Below are 20042 nucleotides of genomic sequence, written 5' to 3'. Positions count from 1 at the left end.
AACGGAAACTTAATTTAACAAAGGTGGAATTCTGATATGAATCCTAAATTTCGTGTATGTGCATCATTAATTGCAACTAGTGTCCTGCTTGGTAGTCTTGGTTTGAGCGGACAGGTCATCGATGCAAGCGCCGCTAAGGCACCCGTTTCCGCCAGCCAAAAAACGTCGAAGAATGAAGTTGTACTGAAATGGAACGGCAAAACCTTGTCACAAAAAGGTCTAGTGCTGCATGGGGTAACTTATGTGCCAGCGACCGCTTTGCGGGATGGTCTGGGGATGCCTCTTAAATATGATTCCAAAAACCGTACGTATACACTGGGTAATGGCTATAACAAGCTGAGCGCCGCCGTGTATGCTGCAAGCGAAATCGGCATTCTGGTGAACGGTTCGTATGCCGGCGAGCCTGGCGGACAGATCATCAATGGACGTCTGTATCTGCCGTTCAAAACGATCAGCGAATACATGGGCATTCAGGGACAGTGGAATCCTTCCTTGAAAACACTGAGCATGACACAGAAGAAGCTGAATGACATTACCATTAAATCGGTTGCGCTCAAGAAGAATATTCAGGGCGTAGACGCTGTTGTGAATTATCCTGTAATCAGCGGACTCGATAATGCAGAGGTCCAAGCCGAAATCAACAAAGTGTTGAAAGAAAATGCGTCCGGCGTAATCACCGGTGCGGAAGGAAACGCCGAGGAATTCCCGCCGTCGGAATCCAGTTTCCCTTACGAATTCAGCGGTGACTTCGTGGTCCATTACAACCAGAACGACATCCTGAGCATTACGGCGTATGATTATTCGTACACCGGCGGTGCCCATGGCATGACCTTCCGTAAAAGCTTCACGTTCTCCTTGAAGGACGGCAAGCAAATGAAGCTGGGGGATTTCATCAACATGCAGGGCAAGAACAAGCAGAAGCTGAACAACCTTGTGCTGAGCAAGATGAAGAAAGAGGGAGGTTACCTCGGCGGTTTTGAGGGAGTGCCTGCCGATGCCGACTTCTACGTGAAGGATAACGCGGCGGTGCTGTACTTCCAGCTTTATGAGTACACCGCCTATGCCTATGGATTTCCTGAGTTTGAGCTGAAGCTGAAAGAGTGGAAGTAAGAGTTACGATAACGATTTGTGTAACTTGCAATCATTTATTAATTAATAAGTTTCACTAGATACATGATGCTGTCCTGATGTAACACTGTGCCGGAACCAGTTGTGAAAAGTCCCCTGATCACGTGAGCGTGGAGTGTATACTCCTGCTTCCTGCGGTCAGGGGATTTTCGCGTTATCGAGAGGCTTGCCTCGATGACAACATGCCTGTCTTGTACATCTTGCACACTGTTTCTGCTCCCTGTACACGAATGGTTCGTAGTCCGTGGCAAGCAAGCCGTTCGGTGAAATCCTACATGAAAGCAGTGAGGGTGGTACTCTTTTATTTTCCCTCCCCTCAAGTTAAGGCAGGCCTTTTAGGAGGGGAGTCTTACCGCTTTAGGTTTTATTGAAAAAGTTGTCCCCTCCAGTGAGAATATCCTTGGAGGAGCAACGCGTTCGCCTTTGACATCGGGAAACCTCCCTGTCCATTCATTCAAGTTTCCCGATTTCAACAGCGACCGGAGGGGATACTCTCACTATTTAGTACTCGAAGTTTTCAATGATTCAGAGAATAAGAAAGGACAGGCACCGGATAACGGCGCCTGCCCTTTACTTCATTTCTTTTATAAGCCTTGCGGTGGTGTGTTTTCCAGTACTTGATCGATCAGGCCATACTCTTTGGCTTCGTCAGCCGTCATGAAGTAGTCGCGATCAGTATCCTTCTCGATGCGCTCCAGCGGTTGGCCGGTGCGTTCGGACAGGATGCGGTTCAGCTTGTCGCGCATTTTCAGAATGCGGCGGGCACGGATTTCAATATCCGTGGCTTGACCTTGTGCGCCGCCGAGCGGCTGGTGAATCATGATCTCGCTGTTAGGCAGACCGTAGCGTTTGCCTTTGGCGCCTGCGTTGAGCAGGAATGCGCCCATGGAAGCAGCCATGCCGACACAGATCGTCGAGACGTCCGGTTTGATGAACTGCATCGTATCGAATATCGCCATACCTGCGGTAATGGAACCGCCAGGGCTGTTGATGTAAAGATGAATATCCTTCTCGGGATCCTCAGCCGACAAGAACAGCATTTGGGCAATGATGGAATTGGCGACCACGTCATTTACGTCGGAGCCGAGGAAGATAATGCGGTCTTTCAGCAATCTGGAATAGATGTCGTACGCCCGCTCACCGCGGTTGCTTTGTTCAACGACCATAGGTATAAAACTCACGTGGAAAACCTCCTCTTAAGTACCTCATATAAATACTGTTACCGTATTACCCACATGATAAACAATTTAAATCAAAAAGTCAAAGAAAGTCAAACTATTGAGTAAAAAAAAGAGCCGTTATGGGCACTTTAGGGTAATCAGTATAGAGAATAAATGTTATAATGGCGCGCCCGCGAGGAATCGAACCTCGATCTCAGGCTCCGGAGGCCTACGTCATATCCATTGGACCACGGGCGCACAAAAATCAGCAACGAAGTTGATTATACCGCATCTATTTGAAAAATACAATAGCGGACAAAACTTTGTTCCTATTATATAGACGAGCCGGTAGTTGGCCATAATGTATAAGAATGCCTGGGGTAGAGAAATATACTTTCGGACACTTGCAACCGGCATGATTATTGGTTAGAATAAGGGTGGGACTTAAAAAGTTTAACTGGGACATTTTACGACCAGGTAAGGAGAGCCGAGACGAAGTTTGCAGGAGTGGAATGCATGCGTAACCTATTAGAAATACAAGAGCAACTTCTGCCGGATCTGATGGACACTCTTAAACGAAGGTATACCATCCTTCATCAGATCAAGTTGTCCGGAATTGTTGGCCGAAGAACACTGGCTTCATCGCTATCGATGACCGAGCGTGTTCTCAGAGCAGAGACTGATCTTCTGAAAGCGCAAGGGCTGATCGAGATTGAAACGCTCGGCATGCGGATCAGCGGCTCAGGGATATGCTTGCTGGAGGAGTTGGAACCGGTCATGAATGAGTTGTTCGGACTGGTTGAACTGGAAGAGAAGATTCGTCAGGCTTACGGGCTTCGTAAAGTGGTCATTATTCCCGGTGACAGCGAGTCATCTCCGGAAGTCAAACGTGAGCTTGGCCGGGCCGGAGCAAGAACGCTGCTTAACTTTGTCCAGGATGGAGATACGATTGCTGTTACAGGCGGCTCCACGCTCGCCGAAGTGGCAGAGCAGATGTCCTCTTTGCCTGGCGGAGAACCGTTGACAAGCACTTGGTTTGTGCCGGCCCGAGGCGGCCTCGGGGAGAGCATGGAGATTCAAGCGAACACCATTGCTTCCAAAATGGCTAAGCGCGTTGGGGCTGAGTACCGATTGCTTCATGTACCGGATCTGCTCAGCGAGGATGCTTATCAATCGTTGGTTCAGGATCAGCACATCCAGGAGATCGTGGATGTGATCAGGCGCAGCCGCGTCATTATTCACGGCATCGGAGATGCCATGGAGATGGCCAGACGGCGCAAGCTGGATGAAGGCTCTATCCGGAACTTGCAGGCAGATGGCGCGATCGCGGAATCCTTCGGCTATTATTTCAGCGAAGATGGCGAAGTTGTCCACAAAATGCTTACCCTTGGACTCCGGCTTGAGGATATTATGCGGACGGAGACCATCATCGGCATTGCCGGAGGGCAAGGCAAGGGCAAAGCGATCCACGCGGTGCTGAAATTCGGGCACGAGGACATTCTCGTTACGGATGAAGCCGCGGCATTGGAAGTCGAGAAGGAAATTGACGCCGGCATCTGAGTCCGCGGGCGTACAACTGATTTTTCATTATTGTTGTCTTGATTGGCTTAACGGCCAATCTTGAATATATAAATTTTACAAATATGGAGGGAACTACTCATGGTTAAAGTAGGTATTAACGGTTTTGGACGTATTGGACGTAACGTATTCCGCGCTGCGCTGAACAACAGCGAAGTTGAAATCGTAGCAATCAACGATTTGACGGACGTAAAAACGCTGGCACACCTTTTGAAATATGACACGACTCATGGCAGACTGAATGCAACTGTTGAAGCTAAAGAAGGCGCACTCGTTGTAAACGGCCGCGAAGTGAAAGTATTCGCTGAGCGTAACCCTGAAGCATTGCCTTGGGCTGAGTACGGCGTTGAAATCGTTGTAGAATCCACTGGTATTTTCACAGCGAAAGACAAAGCTTCCGCTCACTTGAAAGGCGGCGCTAAGAAAGTTATCATCTCCGCTCCAGCTACTGACGAAGATATCACCATCGTTATGGGCGTTAACGAAGACAAATACGATGCAGCTAACCATACTGTAATCTCCAACGCTTCTTGTACAACAAACTGCTTGGCTCCTTTTGCTAAAGTTCTTGACGAGAAGTTCGGTATCGTTAAAGGCATGATGACTACGGTTCACTCCTACACGAATGACCAGCAAGTGCTTGATCTTCCGCACAAAGACCTGCGTCGTGCTCGTGCAGCTGCTGAAAACATCATTCCATCCACAACAGGTGCTGCTAAAGCGGTTAGCCTCGTTCTGCCACAATTGAAAGGCAAATTGAACGGTATGGCAATGCGTGTACCTACGAAGAACGTTTCCGTAACGGACCTCGTAGTTGAGCTGTCCCAAAACGTAACCCTTGAAGATGTAAACGGAGCTCTGAAAGCAGCTGCTGAAGGCCCGCTGAAAGGCATCTTGAACTACTCCGAAGAGCCGCTTGTATCCAGCGACTACAATGGCGATCCAGCTTCTTCCACTATCGATTCGCTCTCCACTATGGTAGTTGGCGACAACATGGTGAAAGTTGTTTCTTGGTATGACAACGAGTGGGGCTACTCCAACCGTGTCGTTGACCTCGCTGCTTACATCGCAAGCAAAGGTCTGTAATTGATCTAGCCATTCAATCGAAGAGGAGTTCCGTTCACGGGTCTCCTCTTTGGTTCATGGTTTTTCCTTGTTTTCATGCCAGAGCACTGGGAAGAATAGATAAGAATCCGGGCGCTGGTTAGACGATAGAGAGAGATACGAGAGCAACTGCATGCTGTCGGTGAGGAGAATAGTTTTCTTAGGAGGAACGTGGAGATGAACAAGAAAAGTGTACGTGATGTAGAAGTAAGCGGCAAACGGGTGTTTGTCCGCGTCGATTTCAATGTACCGCTCGAAGATGGTAAAATTACAGACGACACTCGTATTCGCGAGACTTTGCCGACGATTAAGTATCTGGTGGAGCAAGGAGCAAAAGTCATCCTGGCCAGCCACATGGGTCGTCCCAAAGGAGAGGTCGTTGAATCTTTGCGCCTGACTCCGGCAAGTCAGCGTCTGTCGGAACTGCTCGGCAAACCGGTAGCCAAAGCGGATGAAGCGGTAGGAGAAGCCGTTAAAGCTCAAGTCGAGAAGCTGCAAAACGGCGATGTGCTCGTACTTGAAAATGTTCGTTTTTACCCTGGCGAAGAGAAGAATGATCCGGAACTTACGAAGCAATTCGCTGAGCTGGCCGATCTGTTCGTGAACGACGCGTTTGGTGCTGCTCACCGTGCGCACGCTTCGACAGAGGGTATTGCTCATCATCTTCCGGCCGTATCGGGATTGTTGATGGAGAAAGAGCTGTCCGTTCTCGGCAAAGCCCTTTCGAATCCGGACCGTCCTTTTACCGCCATCATCGGTGGATCGAAGGTTAAGGACAAAATCGACGTGATCGACAACCTGCTTACGCTTGCTGACAATGTCATCATCGGCGGTGGACTTGCTTACACGTTCTTCAAAGCTCAAGGCCATGAAATCGGTCAATCTCTGCTTGATAAAGAGAAGCTTGATGTGGCACTCGGTTTCATCGAAAAAGCCAAAGAGCTGGGCAAAAACTTCTACCTGCCGGAAGATATCGTCGTTACGGACGAATTCAGCGCAGACGCGAATACCAAGGTCGTTGATATCGACGGCATCCCAGCCGATTGGGAAGGCGTTGACATCGGTCCTAAGACTCGTGCCAAGTATGCAGAAGTGATCAAGAACTCCAAACTTGTCGTTTGGAACGGTCCTATGGGCGTATTCGAAATCGCTCCGTTCAGCAACGGTACTCGTGAAGTGGCACAGGCCTGTGCGGAAACGGAAGCTTACACGATTATCGGCGGCGGCGACTCGGCTGCAGCAGCGGAGAAATTCGGCCTTGCCGACAAGATGGATCACATCTCGACAGGCGGCGGTGCATCCCTTGAGTTCATGGAAGGCAAAGCGCTTCCTGGTGTTGTGGCACTGAACGATAAATAGATTGAGGAACTGCATTGGATAGCAAGTGGATGAAGTTTGGACCCTGGAGAATCTTCGGGGGAATAAAGGAGTGAATCGTGTGAGAACACCTATCATAGCTGGTAACTGGAAAATGTTCAAAACCGTTCCTGAAGCAACTTCATTTATTGAAGATGTGAAGGGCAAAGCGGAAGTAGAAGGCGTGGAAAGCGTGATCTGCGCGCCGTTTACCAATCTTCCTGCATTGGTTGAAGCGGCAAAGGGCACGAATATCAAAATCGGTGCACAAAATCTTCATTTCGAAGACAATGGCGCCTTTACGGGTGAAATCAGCGGCTTGATGCTGAAAGACCTGGGCGTGGACTACGTCATTATTGGACATTCCGAGCGCCGTCAGTATTTTGCTGAAACCGATGAGATCGTGAACAAGAAGGTACATGCGGCATTCCGTCATGGTCTTCTTCCGATCGTATGCGTTGGCGAGAAGCTGGAAGAACGCGAAGCCGGCCAAACCAAAGACGTGTGCAAAGTACAAACAGAAGCAGCGTTCGCAGGTGTTCCTGCTGATCAAGCGGTTCATGTCGTTATTGCTTACGAGCCAATCTGGGCAATCGGAACGGGCAAATCCTCCACGGCAGAGGATGCGAATGAAGTCATCGCCTATATTCGCGAACTCGTTAAAGGCCTGTACGGCGAAACCGTTGCAGACCAAGTTCGCATTCAATACGGCGGCAGCGTGAAGCCTGAAAATGTAGCGGAGTATATGGGACAAAGCGACATCGACGGCGCGCTCGTTGGTGGTGCAAGTCTACAACCGGCTTCCTACATCGCACTCGTTGAGGGGGCGAAGTAAATGTCTGCTCCAAAACCCGTAGCTCTGATCATCATGGACGGTTTCGGGCTTCGCAACACCGAGGTGGGCAATGCGGTCGCTCAAGCGAACAAGCCTAACTACGACCGGTATTTGAAGCAATATCCGAACACCACGTTGACCGCTTGCGGCGAAGCCGTAGGCTTGCCGGAAGGTCAAATGGGGAACTCCGAAGTGGGTCACTTGAACATCGGCGCAGGCCGGATCGTGTATCAGGATTTGACCCGCATCACGAAGTCGATTCGCGAAGGAGAATTCTTCGAGAACGAAACGCTGGTGGAAGCCGTTCGCGCTGCCAAGAACAACAACAAGAAGCTGCATCTGTACGGGCTGGTATCCGACGGTGGCGTTCACAGTCACATTGAGCACATGTTTGCGATGCTGGATCTTTGCAAGAAGGAAGATTTCCATGACGTATACATCCATGGTTTCATGGATGGACGCGACGTGGCGCCGGACAGCGGCAAGCAGTTCGTTAAGGATCTGATTGCGAAGATTGAGGAAGTGGGCGTTGGCCAAATCGCTACGCTTTCCGGTCGTTACTACGCAATGGACCGCGACAAGCGTTGGGACCGCGTCGAGAAGGCATACCGTGCGATGGTGTACGGCGAAGGCCCTAAATATACGGATCCGCTGAAAGCCATCACCGAATCCTACGAGAAATCGGTCTATGATGAATTCGTAGAGCCGACCGTCATGGTAAATGGCGCGGGAGAACCGGTAAGCCTGGTGGAGAGCGGAGATTCCGTCATCTTCCTGAACTACCGTCCTGACCGTGCGATCCAGCTGTCCCAAGTGTTCACGAACAAAGATTTCCGTGGTTTCGATCGCGGACCGAAATTCCCGCAAAGCTTGCATTTTGTCTGCTTGACGCTGTTCAGCGAGACGGTGGAAGGCTTCGTCGCCTACAAGCCGAAGGATCTGGACAACACGCTGGGCGAAGTGCTGGTTCAGCACAACAAGAAGCAGCTTCGCATTGCGGAAACGGAGAAGTACCCGCACGTGACGTTCTTCTTCAGCGGCGGACGCGATGTTGAGCTTCCAGGCGAAACGCGCGTATTGATCAACTCGCCGAAAGTGGCGACGTACGATCTGCAGCCGGAGATGAGCGCCTATGAGGTGGCGGATGCTTGCGTGAGAGAAATCGAAGCGGATAAGCATGATGCGATCATCTTGAATTTCGCGAACCCGGACATGGTTGGTCACTCCGGTATGCTGGAGCCTACCGTTAAAGCGGTAGAAACCACCGATGAGTGCGTTGGCAAAGTGGTGGATGCCGTTCTTGCCAAAGGCGGCGTGGTTATCATTACGGCTGACCACGGAAATGCGGACATGGTATTCGACGAGAATGGCCGTCCATTCACCGCGCATACCACGAACCCGGTTCCGTTCATCGTAACGGATGAGAACGTAACGCTGCGTGAAGGCGGTATTCTGGCCGACATCGCACCAACGATTCTTGATCTGATGGGGCTGCCGAAGCCTGACGAGATGACGGGAACCTCCATGATTGCAGCACGTAAATAAGTGGTTCATAATGGAACATAAACATAACATTTCAAAGGAGACTATACACATGACTATTATTTCTGATGTATATGCACGCGAAGTCCTTGACTCCCGCGGCAATCCAACCGTAGAGGTTGAAGTATACCTGGAATCCGGTGCAATCGGTCGCGCTATCGTTCCATCCGGTGCTTCCACTGGCGTTCACGAAGCTGTTGAGCTTCGCGACGACGACAAATCCCGTTACCTGGGCAAAGGCGTTCTGAAAGCCGTTGAGAACGTGAACGAAATCATCGCTCCTGAAGTGATCGGCATGGACGCTCTGGACCAGCTCGGCATCGACAAGCTGATGATCGCTTTGGACGGTACGCCAAACAAAGGCAAATTGGGTGCGAACGCCATCTTGGCCGTATCCATGGCTGTAGCTCGCGCTGCTGCTGATGCTTTGGATCTTCCGCTGTATGTATACCTTGGCGGATTCAACGCCAAACAACTTCCAGTACCTATGATGAACATCGTGAACGGTGGCGCTCACGCGGACAACAACGTTGACGTACAAGAATTCATGGTATTGCCTGTTGGCGCACCTAGCTTCAAAGAAGCTCTTCGCATGGGCGCTGAAATCTTCCACAACCTGAAATCCGTTCTGAAGGGCAAAGGCCTGAACACGGCGGTTGGCGACGAAGGCGGCTTCGCTCCTAACTTCACGTCCAACGAAGATGCACTGTCTTCCATCATCGAAGCGATCGAAAAAGCCGGCTACAAGCCAGGCGAAGATGTATTGCTGGGTATGGACGTTGCTTCCACCGAGTTCTTCAAAGATGGCAAGTATGTTCTGGAAGGCGAAGGCAAATCCTTCACGCCGGCAGAATTCGTTGACCTGCTCGCTTCTTGGGTAGACAAATACCCGATCGTAACCATCGAAGACGGATGCTCCGAGGACGATTGGGAAGGTTGGAAATTGCTCACCGAGAAATTGGGTAACAAAATTCAACTCGTGGGCGACGACCTGTTCGTTACGAACACGGAGCGTCTGGAAAAAGGCATCAACGAGGGTATCGGTAACTCCATCCTGATCAAAGTAAACCAAATCGGTACATTGACTGAAACTTTCGATGCGATCGAAATGGCAAAACGCGCAGGATACACGGCTGTCATCTCCCACCGTTCCGGTGAGTCCGAGGACAGCACGATTGCTGATATCGCAGTGGCTACTAACGCAGGTCAGATCAAAACGGGTGCTCCTTCCCGTACCGACCGTGTGGCGAAATACAACCAATTGCTTCGCATCGAAGACCAATTGGGCGAGCTTGCTCAATACAACGGCTTGAAGTCGTTCTACAACCTGAAGCAAAAATAATTGAAATAAGAGAAAGCCCGGCTCCTGCTTTTGAGGGAGCTGGGCTTTTTTGCGTTCATTTGAGAGCTGCGGGGTTAGGGCTGCACACTCTGTTATCGTGCCGTGGGGCGGTGCGTATATCGGCTCCGGTCGCTGTTAAAATCGGGAAGGCTGGAATGGAATAGGCTAAGGAAGCTTCCCGATTTTAAAGGCGAACGCGCTGCTCCTCCACCGATATACGCACCTGAGCGGGGAAGAGGTGTGCAGCCTCTTGTGGAGTATCTCATAGGAGTGCAAAGAAGAGCCCAGCTCTGTGATATCACATGAGCCGGGCTTTTGGGTGTGGGAGAAGGAGAGATCGAGGGCTGCACACTCTGTTATCGTGCCGTGTGGCGGTGCGTATATCGGCTCCGGTCGCTGTTAAAATCGGGAAGGCCGGAATAGAATAGGCTGTGCGACGACCGGGATACACTGGTAGATCTACAAGCCTATCTTTTTATAGTTCAAGTTTCCTATATTTGCCGTTATAATGATGAAGACGGAAGTTATAGGAAAAATACTAGAAGTAAGGTGGCTTGAATCTATGAAACGATCACTCCAACGATCGAGAAAATGGCTGATTCTGCCTGCGGCTATGCTGATCGCAGCAGTCTTATCGGCCCCCGATACCCATGCAGCTGACGTTCAGCAGCTGACGGGAGATCGAACGAAGCAGGATATCCTGAATAAATGGCAGCAGTTCAAACCCATGGATACTGGCACATCCTACATGGGGCCTGAACGAATTTACATGGAATCGCCAAACGTCGCCGTACCCTATAAGGCAGGGACGATAAAACCGGAATATATCGAGGACGGCCTTCGCGCCGTCAACTTTGTAAGATTCCTATCCGGCCTGCCCGATGACGTGACAGCCAACCCTTCGCTTGCAGGGCAGCAGCAGGCGGCAGCGCTAGTAAACGCCCTGCATCAAAAGCTGAGCCATTATCCAACCATGCCGGCCGGCATGGACGATTCGCTGTATACTTCAGCGAAGGAAGGAGCGAGGACAAGCAACCTTTACGGGGGCAGCCCGACCTTTTATGACAATGTTCTTGGTTATATGGCGGATAGCGGGGCTACGAATATCGACCGCGTCGGACACCGCCGGTGGATCATCAATCCGGAGATGAAACAGACCATGTTCGGCATGGTACATAACGCCAACAACGTAGCCTATGCGTCGATGTACTCGATGGACAAGGGCCGCCCGGCTTCCGAAGTTCAGTATGATTACATCGCCTGGCCGTCTGCAGGATATTTTCCGGAAGAGGTTTTTAAGACAAACGATCCATGGTCGGTGTCGTTGAACCCGCAAAAGTATGACCGGACAAGAACGGATCAGATTCAAGTGAAATTGACCCGTGTCAGGGACGGGAAAGAGTGGAGCTTTGACAAAAGCGACAACGATAAATCGGGCAAATATTTCAATGTGCAGACCAGCTATTACGGCGTGCCGTTTGCCGTCATTTTCAGGCCTGACGGCATAGGCGATTTTGCGCCGGACGATGCCTTCACCGTTCAGATCACGGGTCTATATAGCGCTTCCGGAAGCGCGGCACAGGTTGAGTTCACCACGACGTTTTTCAAAATGATGCCTGGTTTATTGGCCCGCTACGATATTCAGCTTCAAAAGGGGGAAACCCTTCAAATGGGCCTTACCGACGGACTGCAGACCAGCGGCAATACGTTCAAAAGCGGAGATAACCGGATCGTTGAGATTGATGCAAACGGCAAGGTCAAAGCCGTAGGCAAGGGATCGACATGGATCTCAGCCAATGATTATCTGGGGGCGAGAAGCCTTGTCTACGTTAACGTGAATGATGGTCCGGCTGATGGCAAAGTGAGCAACTGGGCTCAAGCGGATTACATGAAGGCAAAAGCCAATGGCATTATCGGCTGGCCGTTTGACCGATCCTACCAGCAGCCGATCACCAGAGTGGAGTTTACGGAGATGGCGGTACATATGATCGAAACCATGCTGGGACAGGATCTTTATATGGATGTCTCTGGCGTTAAGACCCCGTTTAAGGACGTCGATGATTGGACCGTGACGTGGGCAAGCCAAAATGGTATCATCAACGGCACATCGCCGCAATCCTTCTCGCCGCGAGCGACCATCACCAGAGAACAGGCAGCCGCGCTGATCCTTCAGGTGTATGCCAAGACGAATGAATTGAAAGGCAGACCGGTATCAACCGGATCCGTTTCGGCTTCTCGGTTCGCGGACGATAGCAGCATCTCGCCATGGGCGAAGGAACAAGTATACCAAGCGATAAACCTCTCTTTAATGAACGGCATGGCCAAGAATCAGTTCAACCCGAAAGGCGAGCTCACTTTCGAGCAGACCTATGTGCTGCTGTTAAATTGCTTTGAAATGCTAATGGAAAAGTAACTTTTTTAAATCCGATATCAAACGTGGCACGCATGATCGGGAGTGGCTGACCTCGACGTTAGCGGGCGTGATCGTTAACGCGCTTAAGCACGAAATGTGTTGATGCAGTAGATGAAGGCCAAGCTCTCTTACGGAGAGTTTGGTCTTTTTTGTCTGATAAAATAGAACAAATCTACACATCCACACCGTCTGCCCCTGCATCGACCGCACATATCCATGCAATTTCAGGCATTGCCATTCTCAAGCGAACCGGTGCTGATATAATTGAAGAACAAGCGAGCGAAAAGGAGAGTGCGGGAGGGTGCTGAACCGAATACGATCCCTGTTTCCACACAAGCTGAAATACCGTCTGTTTGCCGCGTTCGTCCTGGTCATATTGCTGCCTTTCGGCATTTTGAATTTGTACAACTACCAGCGGATCGAGACCTTGGTCCAGGAGAAAATCAGCCAGCAGAGCCACAGCCAGCTGGAGCAGATGTATCGAACGCTGGAGGATCAGTTGAGCGTAGCCTTCAAAACGCTGATATTTCTGGAGCAGGATTCGACGGTGGCCTCCGTGCTGACCCATCCCGGGCAGCGGCAGGGACTCGAGAACAAAAACCTGATGGAGGAGAAGTTCAAAAATTTGAACAACAGCTTTTTCCTATATAATCCGTCGGTCTACTTCACGATTCTCGACTTTCATGGCAACGCTTACACTTCTTATTCTCCCAGGGAGGCGCTCGATTACAGGAAGCTGCGGGACAACCCTGGCTTTGATAGGGAACAGATGGAGGGCGTGTCGTATCATTGGGTTTCGAGCGACGCGAACTACGTGCTCCGGGATATCTCGACGAGTCCTTACCTGCTGTCGCTGTACGCTTACATGGAAACCCCCCGCAACAAGCCGTACGGCATGGCCCGGATCAGCATCGATTACTCCTTTTGGTTTCAATCGGTCTTGAAGCAGTCGACGCTGCGCCAGGAATATTTCTTGATTACGAGCGCCGGCGAGAACGTGTCCCAATCGATTTTGAACAGCAGTCTGACCGGCGAGGTGAAAGCCAGGATTGCGGCCGAGCCCAGGCAGAAGTATTTTATCGATAAAACCTCCAACACCCTGGTGAATTACATTTACGTGGAATCGCTGGATTGGTATATCGTGAACCGGATTCCGCTAACGGTGCTCTTTAACGAGATCGAGGAGCTGAAGCGCCAATATTTCATGACCTTTTTCCTGCTGACCGGCGCTTTTCTCATCATGACCTTCATTATTGCCGCCACGATTACCCGGCCGTTATCCCATTTGCAGAATAAGATGAAGGCGGTTGTCCGCAACAATCTAAAAATCCGGCTGCCGGAGCACAAGTTCCGGGGCGAGATTCTGGAGCTGACGCAGACGTTCAATTCCATGCTCAACGACATGGATGTGCTGATTCAGCGATTGAAGGCCGAGGAAAGGCAGAAGGAAGCAGTGCATTTTCATATGCTGCTGGCTCAGATGAACCCGCATTTTCTGCTCAACACGCTAAATACGGTCAAGTGGAGTGCCATTCGCCATGGGAATGAGGATATCACGAATATCACCCTGTCTCTGGGCAAGCTGCTGGAGGCGAGCCTGAATACGGAGAAGGATCTGGTGCACCTGAAGGATGAAATCGAGCTGGTGCAGGCCTATGTCCATATTCAGCAGGTGCGTTATAATCACCGTTTTGACGTGACCTTTGCGTATGATGAGGACATCCTCTATGCGCTTGTGCCCAAGCTCTGTCTGCAGCCGCTCGTGGAGAATGCCATCCTGCACGGAATCGGGCCGCTGCCGGAACAGGAGGGTCTCATTGAAATTACGGTTACCCGGGAGGGACCCAATCGATTGGCGGTGGAGATCAAGGACAACGGCGTCGGCATGGAGCAGTCCCGGCAGGCGGGCGGAATGCGTAAACGTCCGGGCATCGGTCTTAACAATGTGCAAGAGCTGCTGCGGCTGTTATTTAAAGAAGAGGGCAGCATGGAGATTATTTCTTCGGAGCGGGGAACGCGGATTCGATTTTCTATCCCGTTGTTAATCTCAACGCCTTATCAGAACGATCACTTGATTTCATCATAACGGGCAGATGATTCGCCACTGGCCTATGCAGGCTTGGAACCGGATTGAAAGCTGCGAGGAGGAGAGACCTATGTGGAAGGTGCTGCTGGTGGAGGACGAGGTATTTGTGCGAGAGTCCGTGCGCGAGATCATCGCGTGGGAGGAGCTTGGATTCAAGGTGGCGGGAGAGGCAGGCAACGGCGCCGAGGCGCTGGAGATGATCCGGAGCAATCCGCCCGATCTCGTGCTGACCGATATCGTGATGCCGGAAATGGATGGTGTGGAGCTCCTCCGCAGAACCCGGGAAGAGGGATACGCTTCTCGGTTCGTGATGCTGACCTGTATGAGTGAATTCGAGTATGTCCGGCAAGCGATGGAATACGGGGCATCCAACTATATCCTGAAGCTGTCGATGAGCGTGAATACGCTGCGGGAGACGCTGCACAAAATGAATGCCGAGCTGACCAAGAGTAACCCGAACCCAAGCCAACCTGTTTCGATTCCGGTCGCGTCCACGGAGACGATGCCGTCACAGTCGGCGCATCATGCCTCCCCCGAGGAAATCACATCACACCCGGAAGTACAGAAAATATTGCAGTACATCCATGAGCACTACGAGCAGGACATTACGGTAAAATCGATGTCGGGCTACGTGATGATGGGTGAGAATTACGTCAGCGCGCTCTTCAAGAAAAAGACCGGACGCACCTTGATTCATTATTTGCACCAGGTCCGGGTGGATAAAGCCATCGCGTATTTGCTTCAAACCGACCTCCCTGTTCACGAGATCGGCCTTCGGGTGGGGTTCGTGAACGACAATTATTTTATAAAAATATTCAAGCGGTTGACCGGCTTCACGCCGAGCAAATATAGACAACACAACAAAGACGCTAAATAGAACGATTCTATGCAGGGCATAGGATTCTCCGAAACAGGAATTCCATCGTTTTGTTCCATTATCTGAATGGATATGTAGCTTAAAAGCGGCTCCCGTTCCCTGCTACGATGAGAGGGCATCACACCAATATGATTCTCGGGGAGGTCTCTAATGTGAAAAATAAAAAAGGATGGGCGATGCTTCTCATCGGTGTATTGCTAATGGGTCTTCTTGCAGGCTGCGGCGGCAAAACAGCGTCATCCGCGAATGAGGGACAAGGAACGGACAATTCGAAAGCGCCTTCATCCGGCGATCCGGTCAAACTAACCATGTGGGGCGGCGTACCGCCGGAGGCGGGACCGCAAGAGGTCATCGACGCGTGGAATGCCGAGCATCCCGATATTCAAGTCGAGTATGTCCGCTACGTTAATGACGATGACGGGAACCTGAAGCTCGATACAGCCATGATTACGGGGCAGGATGTCGACCTGTTCGTGAATTACACGCTTTCTCAAACGTCCAAACGGGTGGAGTCCAACCTGGCCTTGGATCTGAGCCAGTTCGACGATTACAATATCGACGAGAAAATGGGGCCTGACGCCGAAGGCTGGAAAATCAACGGGAAGTATTACGGGATGCCGACCACGAAAAGCGCCTTCTTCGTCGCGCTGAACAAGGATGCCCTTGATGCGGCCGGCCTGCCCGTTCCGAAGGACTGGACGTGGGATGAACTGCGCGAATATGCCAAGAAGCTCAAAGTCGGCAATAACTACGGATTTATTCAAAATATGGAGCCGTTCGTCGATCCGATTGATTCGGTGTTATCGCAAGAGGGGTACACCAAGGCGGACGGAACTTCGAATCTGGACCACCCGCTGGTCAAAAAATGGCTGGAAACCCTGAACGTCATGATGAAGGAGGACAAGACCACGCCGCCGCTCGGAGAGCAGCTGACTTCCAAAATGCCGGTGGAGCAAGTGTTCCTGAGCGGGGAAGTGCCTATGCTGAATATCGGGGCTTGGCTGCTGCGAAGCTCGAATAACTTTACGGATTTTCCGCGCGACTTCACCATCGCGTTCGCCCAAGTGCCGAGATTAACGGACAGTGCGGACAGCTACGTGACAAGGGGCGGCCTCGGTGATTACATCTCCATTAATGCCAAATCCAAAAAACAAGCGGAAGCTTGGGAATTCCTGAAGTGGTATGCGGACGGAGGCATGGCTCCTATGGCTGCGGGCGGAAGATTGCCGGCTTCGAAGGACGCCGATCAGGATGAGGCGTTAAACAACCTGCTCGGTGATAAGAAAGACACGTATGACCTGGATTCCTTGATGCACGTCATGTTCGAAGACAAAACGCCTACGTACGTTAGGAGCTTGCCGCAAGAGGTGATGGATATGCGGGCTCAGGAGTATGAGAAGTATTTCCTTAACGCCCAATCGCTCGATCAAACGCTGGAGGCCATGGTGAACCGGCACAATACGTTTTTAAAAGAAGGCAAATAAGGGGCTGTCGGCTCCAATAGAAGGGGACTATCGCTTCGGGCGGCGGTCCCCTTTTTTGCTTAAATCATAGAACAAATCTATGGAGCGACCGAAGGCCGCGGCACTGTAATTGCATACTTCTGTAGCATAAATTCGAAGGTTTTGTTCCTTATCCCCGCTTGGTCCCGACTGCTATGCTTGAGATGAAAAAGACCAAGAGGAGTGGGGCTATGTGAAAACATCCTGGATGAAACGGCAGCAGTATCTCGGCTATCTGTTTATAGGGCCAAACATGGTCGGCGTGATGCTGTTTTTTATTGTGCCAGCCTTGTATTCGTTCTATCTCATGTTCACGGACTACAAATTTATGAGCTCGGACACGAAGTTCGTGGGCCTGGCCAACATTCAAAAAATGCTGGGCGACGAGGTCTTCTACATTTCGATCAAAAATACGCTGTTCTTTCTGTTATCCGTTCCTATATCGATCGGACTGGCTTTCATCGTCGCCGTGGTTCTGAACCGCTCGGTGTATTTAAAAAAGCTGCTCCGCGCCTTATATTTCATGCCTTACATCACCAGCGGCGTCGCCGTGGCTTTCGTATGGATGCTGCTGTTCCATCCGAATAACGGCCCGATCAACGGAATCCTCAAGTCGTTCGGCATAACCAATCCCCCGGGATGGCTGTCCACCATGGATTCCTCCATGTATGCCATCGACATCATCTGGATCTGGTTCATGCTCGGTTATAACATGATCATCTACCTGGCCGCGCTGCAGGAGGTCTCGACCGAACTGCTGGAGGCAGCCAAAATCGACGGGGCCCGCGCCTGGCAAACCGTTCGCAGCATCCTGTGGCCGCTCGTCAGCCCCACGACCTTCCTGCTGCTTATTACCGGACTCATTATGACCATCAAGCAGTTCGGGATCATTCAAGCCATTACGCAAGGGGGCCCGGGCAACAGCACCACCGTGCTATCTCTGTTCATATACCAGAATGCCTTCCGCTACTACGAAATGGGTTATGCATCCGCGATCTCCTGGGCGCTGTTCTTGATCATCATGATCTTCACCGTCATTCAATGGATCGGTCAGAAGCGCTGGGTTCACTATTAAGGAGGAAGGACAATGACCAAAGCCTTATACACCAAAATAATCGTCACGCTCATTATGCTGTTCTTCAGCGTGGTTATGATCGTTCCTTTCCTCTGGATGATCAGCACCTCGTTCAAGATGCCGGCGGAAGTATTCCAGTACCCGATTAAGTGGATTCCCAACCAATTCATGTGGGATCATCATGTGAAAGTGTGGACCGGAGCGAACAGCTTTGGCCACTACTACCTCAACTCGCTTAAAGTCGCCTTGATCAGCACCGTCGGAGCGGTATTGCTGTCCGCTTTAGCCGCTTACGGTTTTGCCCGGATCGAGTTCAAGGGACGGAATGCGATGTTCATGATCTATTTGTCGATGATGATGGTCCCTCCTCAAGTGCTGTTTGTGCCAAAGTTCATCATGTTCGACTGGGTCGGCATTTACAACACGCATTGGGCTCTTATATTGCCGGGCGTATTCACGATATTCGGGGTGTTCATGATGCGGCAGTTCTTCCTCTCCGTACCATATGAAATTTCGGAAGCTGCCTTTATCGACGGAGCAGGACATTTCCGCATTTTTTCCCGGATCATTCTGCCGATGGCGAAGCCTTCGCTGGCCACGCTGGCCATTATCGATTTCTCCTGGCACTGGAACGATTACGAGAACGCCTTGGTGTTCTTGATCGATCAGGATCTGTATACCGTTCCGCTGGGGCTGCAAAATTTCATCCTCGAAAATACGGTGGATTATAACGGCATGATGGCGGCGGCGACCGCAGGGATCATTCCGATGATCCTCGTATTCCTGATCGGTCAGAAATATATCATTCAGGGCGTGGCAAGCTCGGCTGTTAAAGGATAGCCCATAATCCAGGTCCACAGATGGGCTGGACGAAAATGAAAGGAGAAGGAGCATGAGAAGCGAAACGGAAGTAAGCGACATAACGGTGATTGGCGGCGGTTTGGCAGGGGTCTGCGCGGCGGTGGCGGCCGCCAGGCTCGGACAAAAGGTAGCGCTCGTGCAGAACCGCCCGGTTCTGGGCGGCAACTCCAGCAGCGAGGTGCGCGTATGGGTATGCGGCGCGACGGCTCACGGGATCAACCGCTATGCCCGGGAAACCGGCATTATGGGCGAGATGTTCGTGGAGAACCAGTACCGGAATCCGGACGGCAACCCGTATCTATGGGATTTGATCATTCTGGAGACCGTGCGGGCCGAGCCGAACATCACCCTGTTCTTGAATACGGACGTGCATGAGGTAGAGGCGGACGGAGATTCTGACGCGCGGCAGATCCGATCGGTTACCGGTTGGATGATGGGCTCGGAGCGGCGCATCCGGTTTGAGAGTCCCGTATTTCTGGATTGCACGGGGGACGGGCTGGTCGGATTCCTGGCAGGAGCGAAATACCGGCTCGGGCGGGAAGCGCGCGATGAATACGGGGAAGAGTGGGCGCCGGAGACGGCGGACGATGTGACACTCGGCAGCACGCTGCTGTTCTACACGAAGGATGCCGGACACCCGGTGAAATTCGTGCCGCCCGTCTTTGCCAAGGATATTACGCAGACGCCGATCCCGATCAAGCGGGTCATCCGCAGCGGCGACTCGGGCTGCCATTACTGGTGGATCGAATGGGGCGGCGAGCTCGACACCGTGCATGACAATGAGCGGATCCGCGATGAGCTGTGGTCAGTCATATACGGCATATGGGACTATATCAAAAATTCCGGTAAGTTTGATGCCGCCAATATGACGCTGGAGTGGGTCGGCGCCCAGCCGGGCAAGCGGGAATATCGCCGTTTTGTCGGCGACTATGTGCTCACGCAAAACGATATTATGGCCCAAGAGCCGTTCGGGGACCGGGTCGCCTTCGGCGGCTGGTCGATCGATCTGCATCCGCCGCAGGGCATGTACGCCGAAGAGAGCGGCTCGAAGCATATGCATGCGGACGGGAATTACCATGTACCGTTCCGCAGCCTGTACTCGGCGAACGTGGTCAACCTGTTGTTCGCCGGGCGCAACATCAGCGCCACCCACGTGGCCTTCGGCACCACGCGGGTGATGGCG

Annotated in this window: 15 protein-coding genes and 1 tRNA gene; 14 read left to right on the top strand and 2 right to left on the bottom strand. The window is 51.6% G+C overall.

Features of this window, described 5'->3' with window-relative positions; translation table 11 throughout:
• The first annotated feature begins 36 nt into the window (after positions 1-36).
• Complete coding sequence (locus HMPREF9412_RS20450) at positions 37-1110, top strand: PdaC/SigV domain-containing protein (RefSeq protein WP_009593665.1); 1074 nt, start codon at positions 37-39, stop codon at positions 1108-1110.
• 602 nt (positions 1111-1712) lie between these two features.
• Here HMPREF9412_RS20450 and clpP read toward each other — a convergent pair.
• Together clpP and HMPREF9412_RS20440 are read right to left on the bottom strand one after the other, a co-directional pair.
• Complete coding sequence (gene clpP, locus HMPREF9412_RS20445; RefSeq protein ID WP_009593635.1) at positions 1713-2309, bottom strand: ATP-dependent Clp endopeptidase proteolytic subunit ClpP; 597 nt, start codon at positions 2307-2309, stop codon at positions 1713-1715.
• A gap of 162 nt (positions 2310-2471) precedes the next feature.
• A tRNA-Arg gene (locus HMPREF9412_RS20440) sits at positions 2472-2546 on the bottom strand.
• A 258-nt stretch (positions 2547-2804) separates the two neighbouring features.
• On the opposite strand from HMPREF9412_RS20440, the gene HMPREF9412_RS20435 reads away from it, so the two are divergent.
• The 13 genes from HMPREF9412_RS20435 to HMPREF9412_RS20375 form a co-directional block, all read left to right on the top strand.
• Positions 2805-3848, top strand: a complete 1044-nt coding sequence (locus HMPREF9412_RS20435) for a sugar-binding transcriptional regulator (protein WP_009593661.1) — start codon at positions 2805-2807, stop codon at positions 3846-3848.
• Positions 3849-3947: 99 nt separating this feature from the next.
• On the top strand, positions 3948-4952 hold the full coding sequence (gene gap / locus HMPREF9412_RS20430; protein WP_009593640.1) for a type I glyceraldehyde-3-phosphate dehydrogenase: 1005 nt from the start codon (positions 3948-3950) through the stop codon (positions 4950-4952).
• 195 nt (positions 4953-5147) lie between these two features.
• Entirely contained in the window at positions 5148-6329 is a 1182-nt protein-coding gene (locus tag HMPREF9412_RS20425; RefSeq protein ID WP_009593653.1) for a phosphoglycerate kinase, read from the top strand.
• 79 nt (positions 6330-6408) lie between these two features.
• On the top strand, positions 6409-7161 hold the full coding sequence (gene tpiA / locus HMPREF9412_RS20420; protein WP_012818438.1) for a triose-phosphate isomerase: 753 nt from the start codon (positions 6409-6411) through the stop codon (positions 7159-7161).
• Complete coding sequence (gene gpmI, locus HMPREF9412_RS20415) at positions 7162-8706, top strand: 2,3-bisphosphoglycerate-independent phosphoglycerate mutase (RefSeq protein WP_009593641.1); 1545 nt, start codon at positions 7162-7164, stop codon at positions 8704-8706.
• A 49-nt stretch (positions 8707-8755) separates the two neighbouring features.
• Positions 8756-10045 carry a phosphopyruvate hydratase gene (gene eno / locus HMPREF9412_RS20410; protein WP_009593642.1) on the top strand — a complete coding sequence of 430 codons (1290 nt, stop codon included), beginning with the start codon at positions 8756-8758 and terminating at the stop codon, positions 10043-10045.
• A 562-nt stretch (positions 10046-10607) separates the two neighbouring features.
• Entirely contained in the window at positions 10608-12458 is a 1851-nt protein-coding gene (locus HMPREF9412_RS20405) for an S-layer homology domain-containing protein (RefSeq protein ID WP_009593647.1), read from the top strand.
• Positions 12459-12759: 301 nt separating this feature from the next.
• On the top strand, positions 12760-14544 hold the full coding sequence (locus HMPREF9412_RS20400; protein WP_009593654.1) for a sensor histidine kinase: 1785 nt from the start codon (positions 12760-12762) through the stop codon (positions 14542-14544).
• A gap of 70 nt (positions 14545-14614) precedes the next feature.
• Positions 14615-15421 (top strand): response regulator, encoded by an 807-nt coding sequence (locus HMPREF9412_RS20395; RefSeq protein ID WP_009593658.1) that lies wholly within the window; start codon positions 14615-14617, stop codon positions 15419-15421.
• A gap of 152 nt (positions 15422-15573) precedes the next feature.
• A complete protein-coding gene (locus HMPREF9412_RS20390) occupies positions 15574-16905 on the top strand; it encodes an ABC transporter substrate-binding protein (protein WP_009593645.1) in 1332 nt (443 codons plus the stop codon).
• A gap of 211 nt (positions 16906-17116) precedes the next feature.
• The gene (locus tag HMPREF9412_RS20385) at positions 17117-17998 is read left to right on the top strand and encodes a carbohydrate ABC transporter permease (protein ID WP_009593631.1); all 882 of its coding nucleotides are present in this window, start codon (positions 17117-17119) and stop codon (positions 17996-17998) included.
• 12 nt (positions 17999-18010) lie between these two features.
• Positions 18011-18838: a carbohydrate ABC transporter permease gene (locus tag HMPREF9412_RS20380; protein WP_009593652.1), complete on the top strand. Its 828-nt coding sequence runs from the start codon at positions 18011-18013 to the stop codon at positions 18836-18838.
• A 52-nt stretch (positions 18839-18890) separates the two neighbouring features.
• On the top strand, positions 18891-20042 hold a 1152-nt coding region (locus HMPREF9412_RS20375), incomplete at its 3' end, for an FAD-dependent oxidoreductase (protein WP_009593649.1).

Source organism: Paenibacillus sp. HGF5, from assembly GCF_000204455.1.
GTDB lineage: Bacteria > Bacillota > Bacilli > Paenibacillales > Paenibacillaceae > Paenibacillus_AQ > Paenibacillus_AQ lautus_A.
Note: the sequence above shows the minus strand (reverse complement) of the source record. Positions and strands in the feature narration are given on the sequence as shown.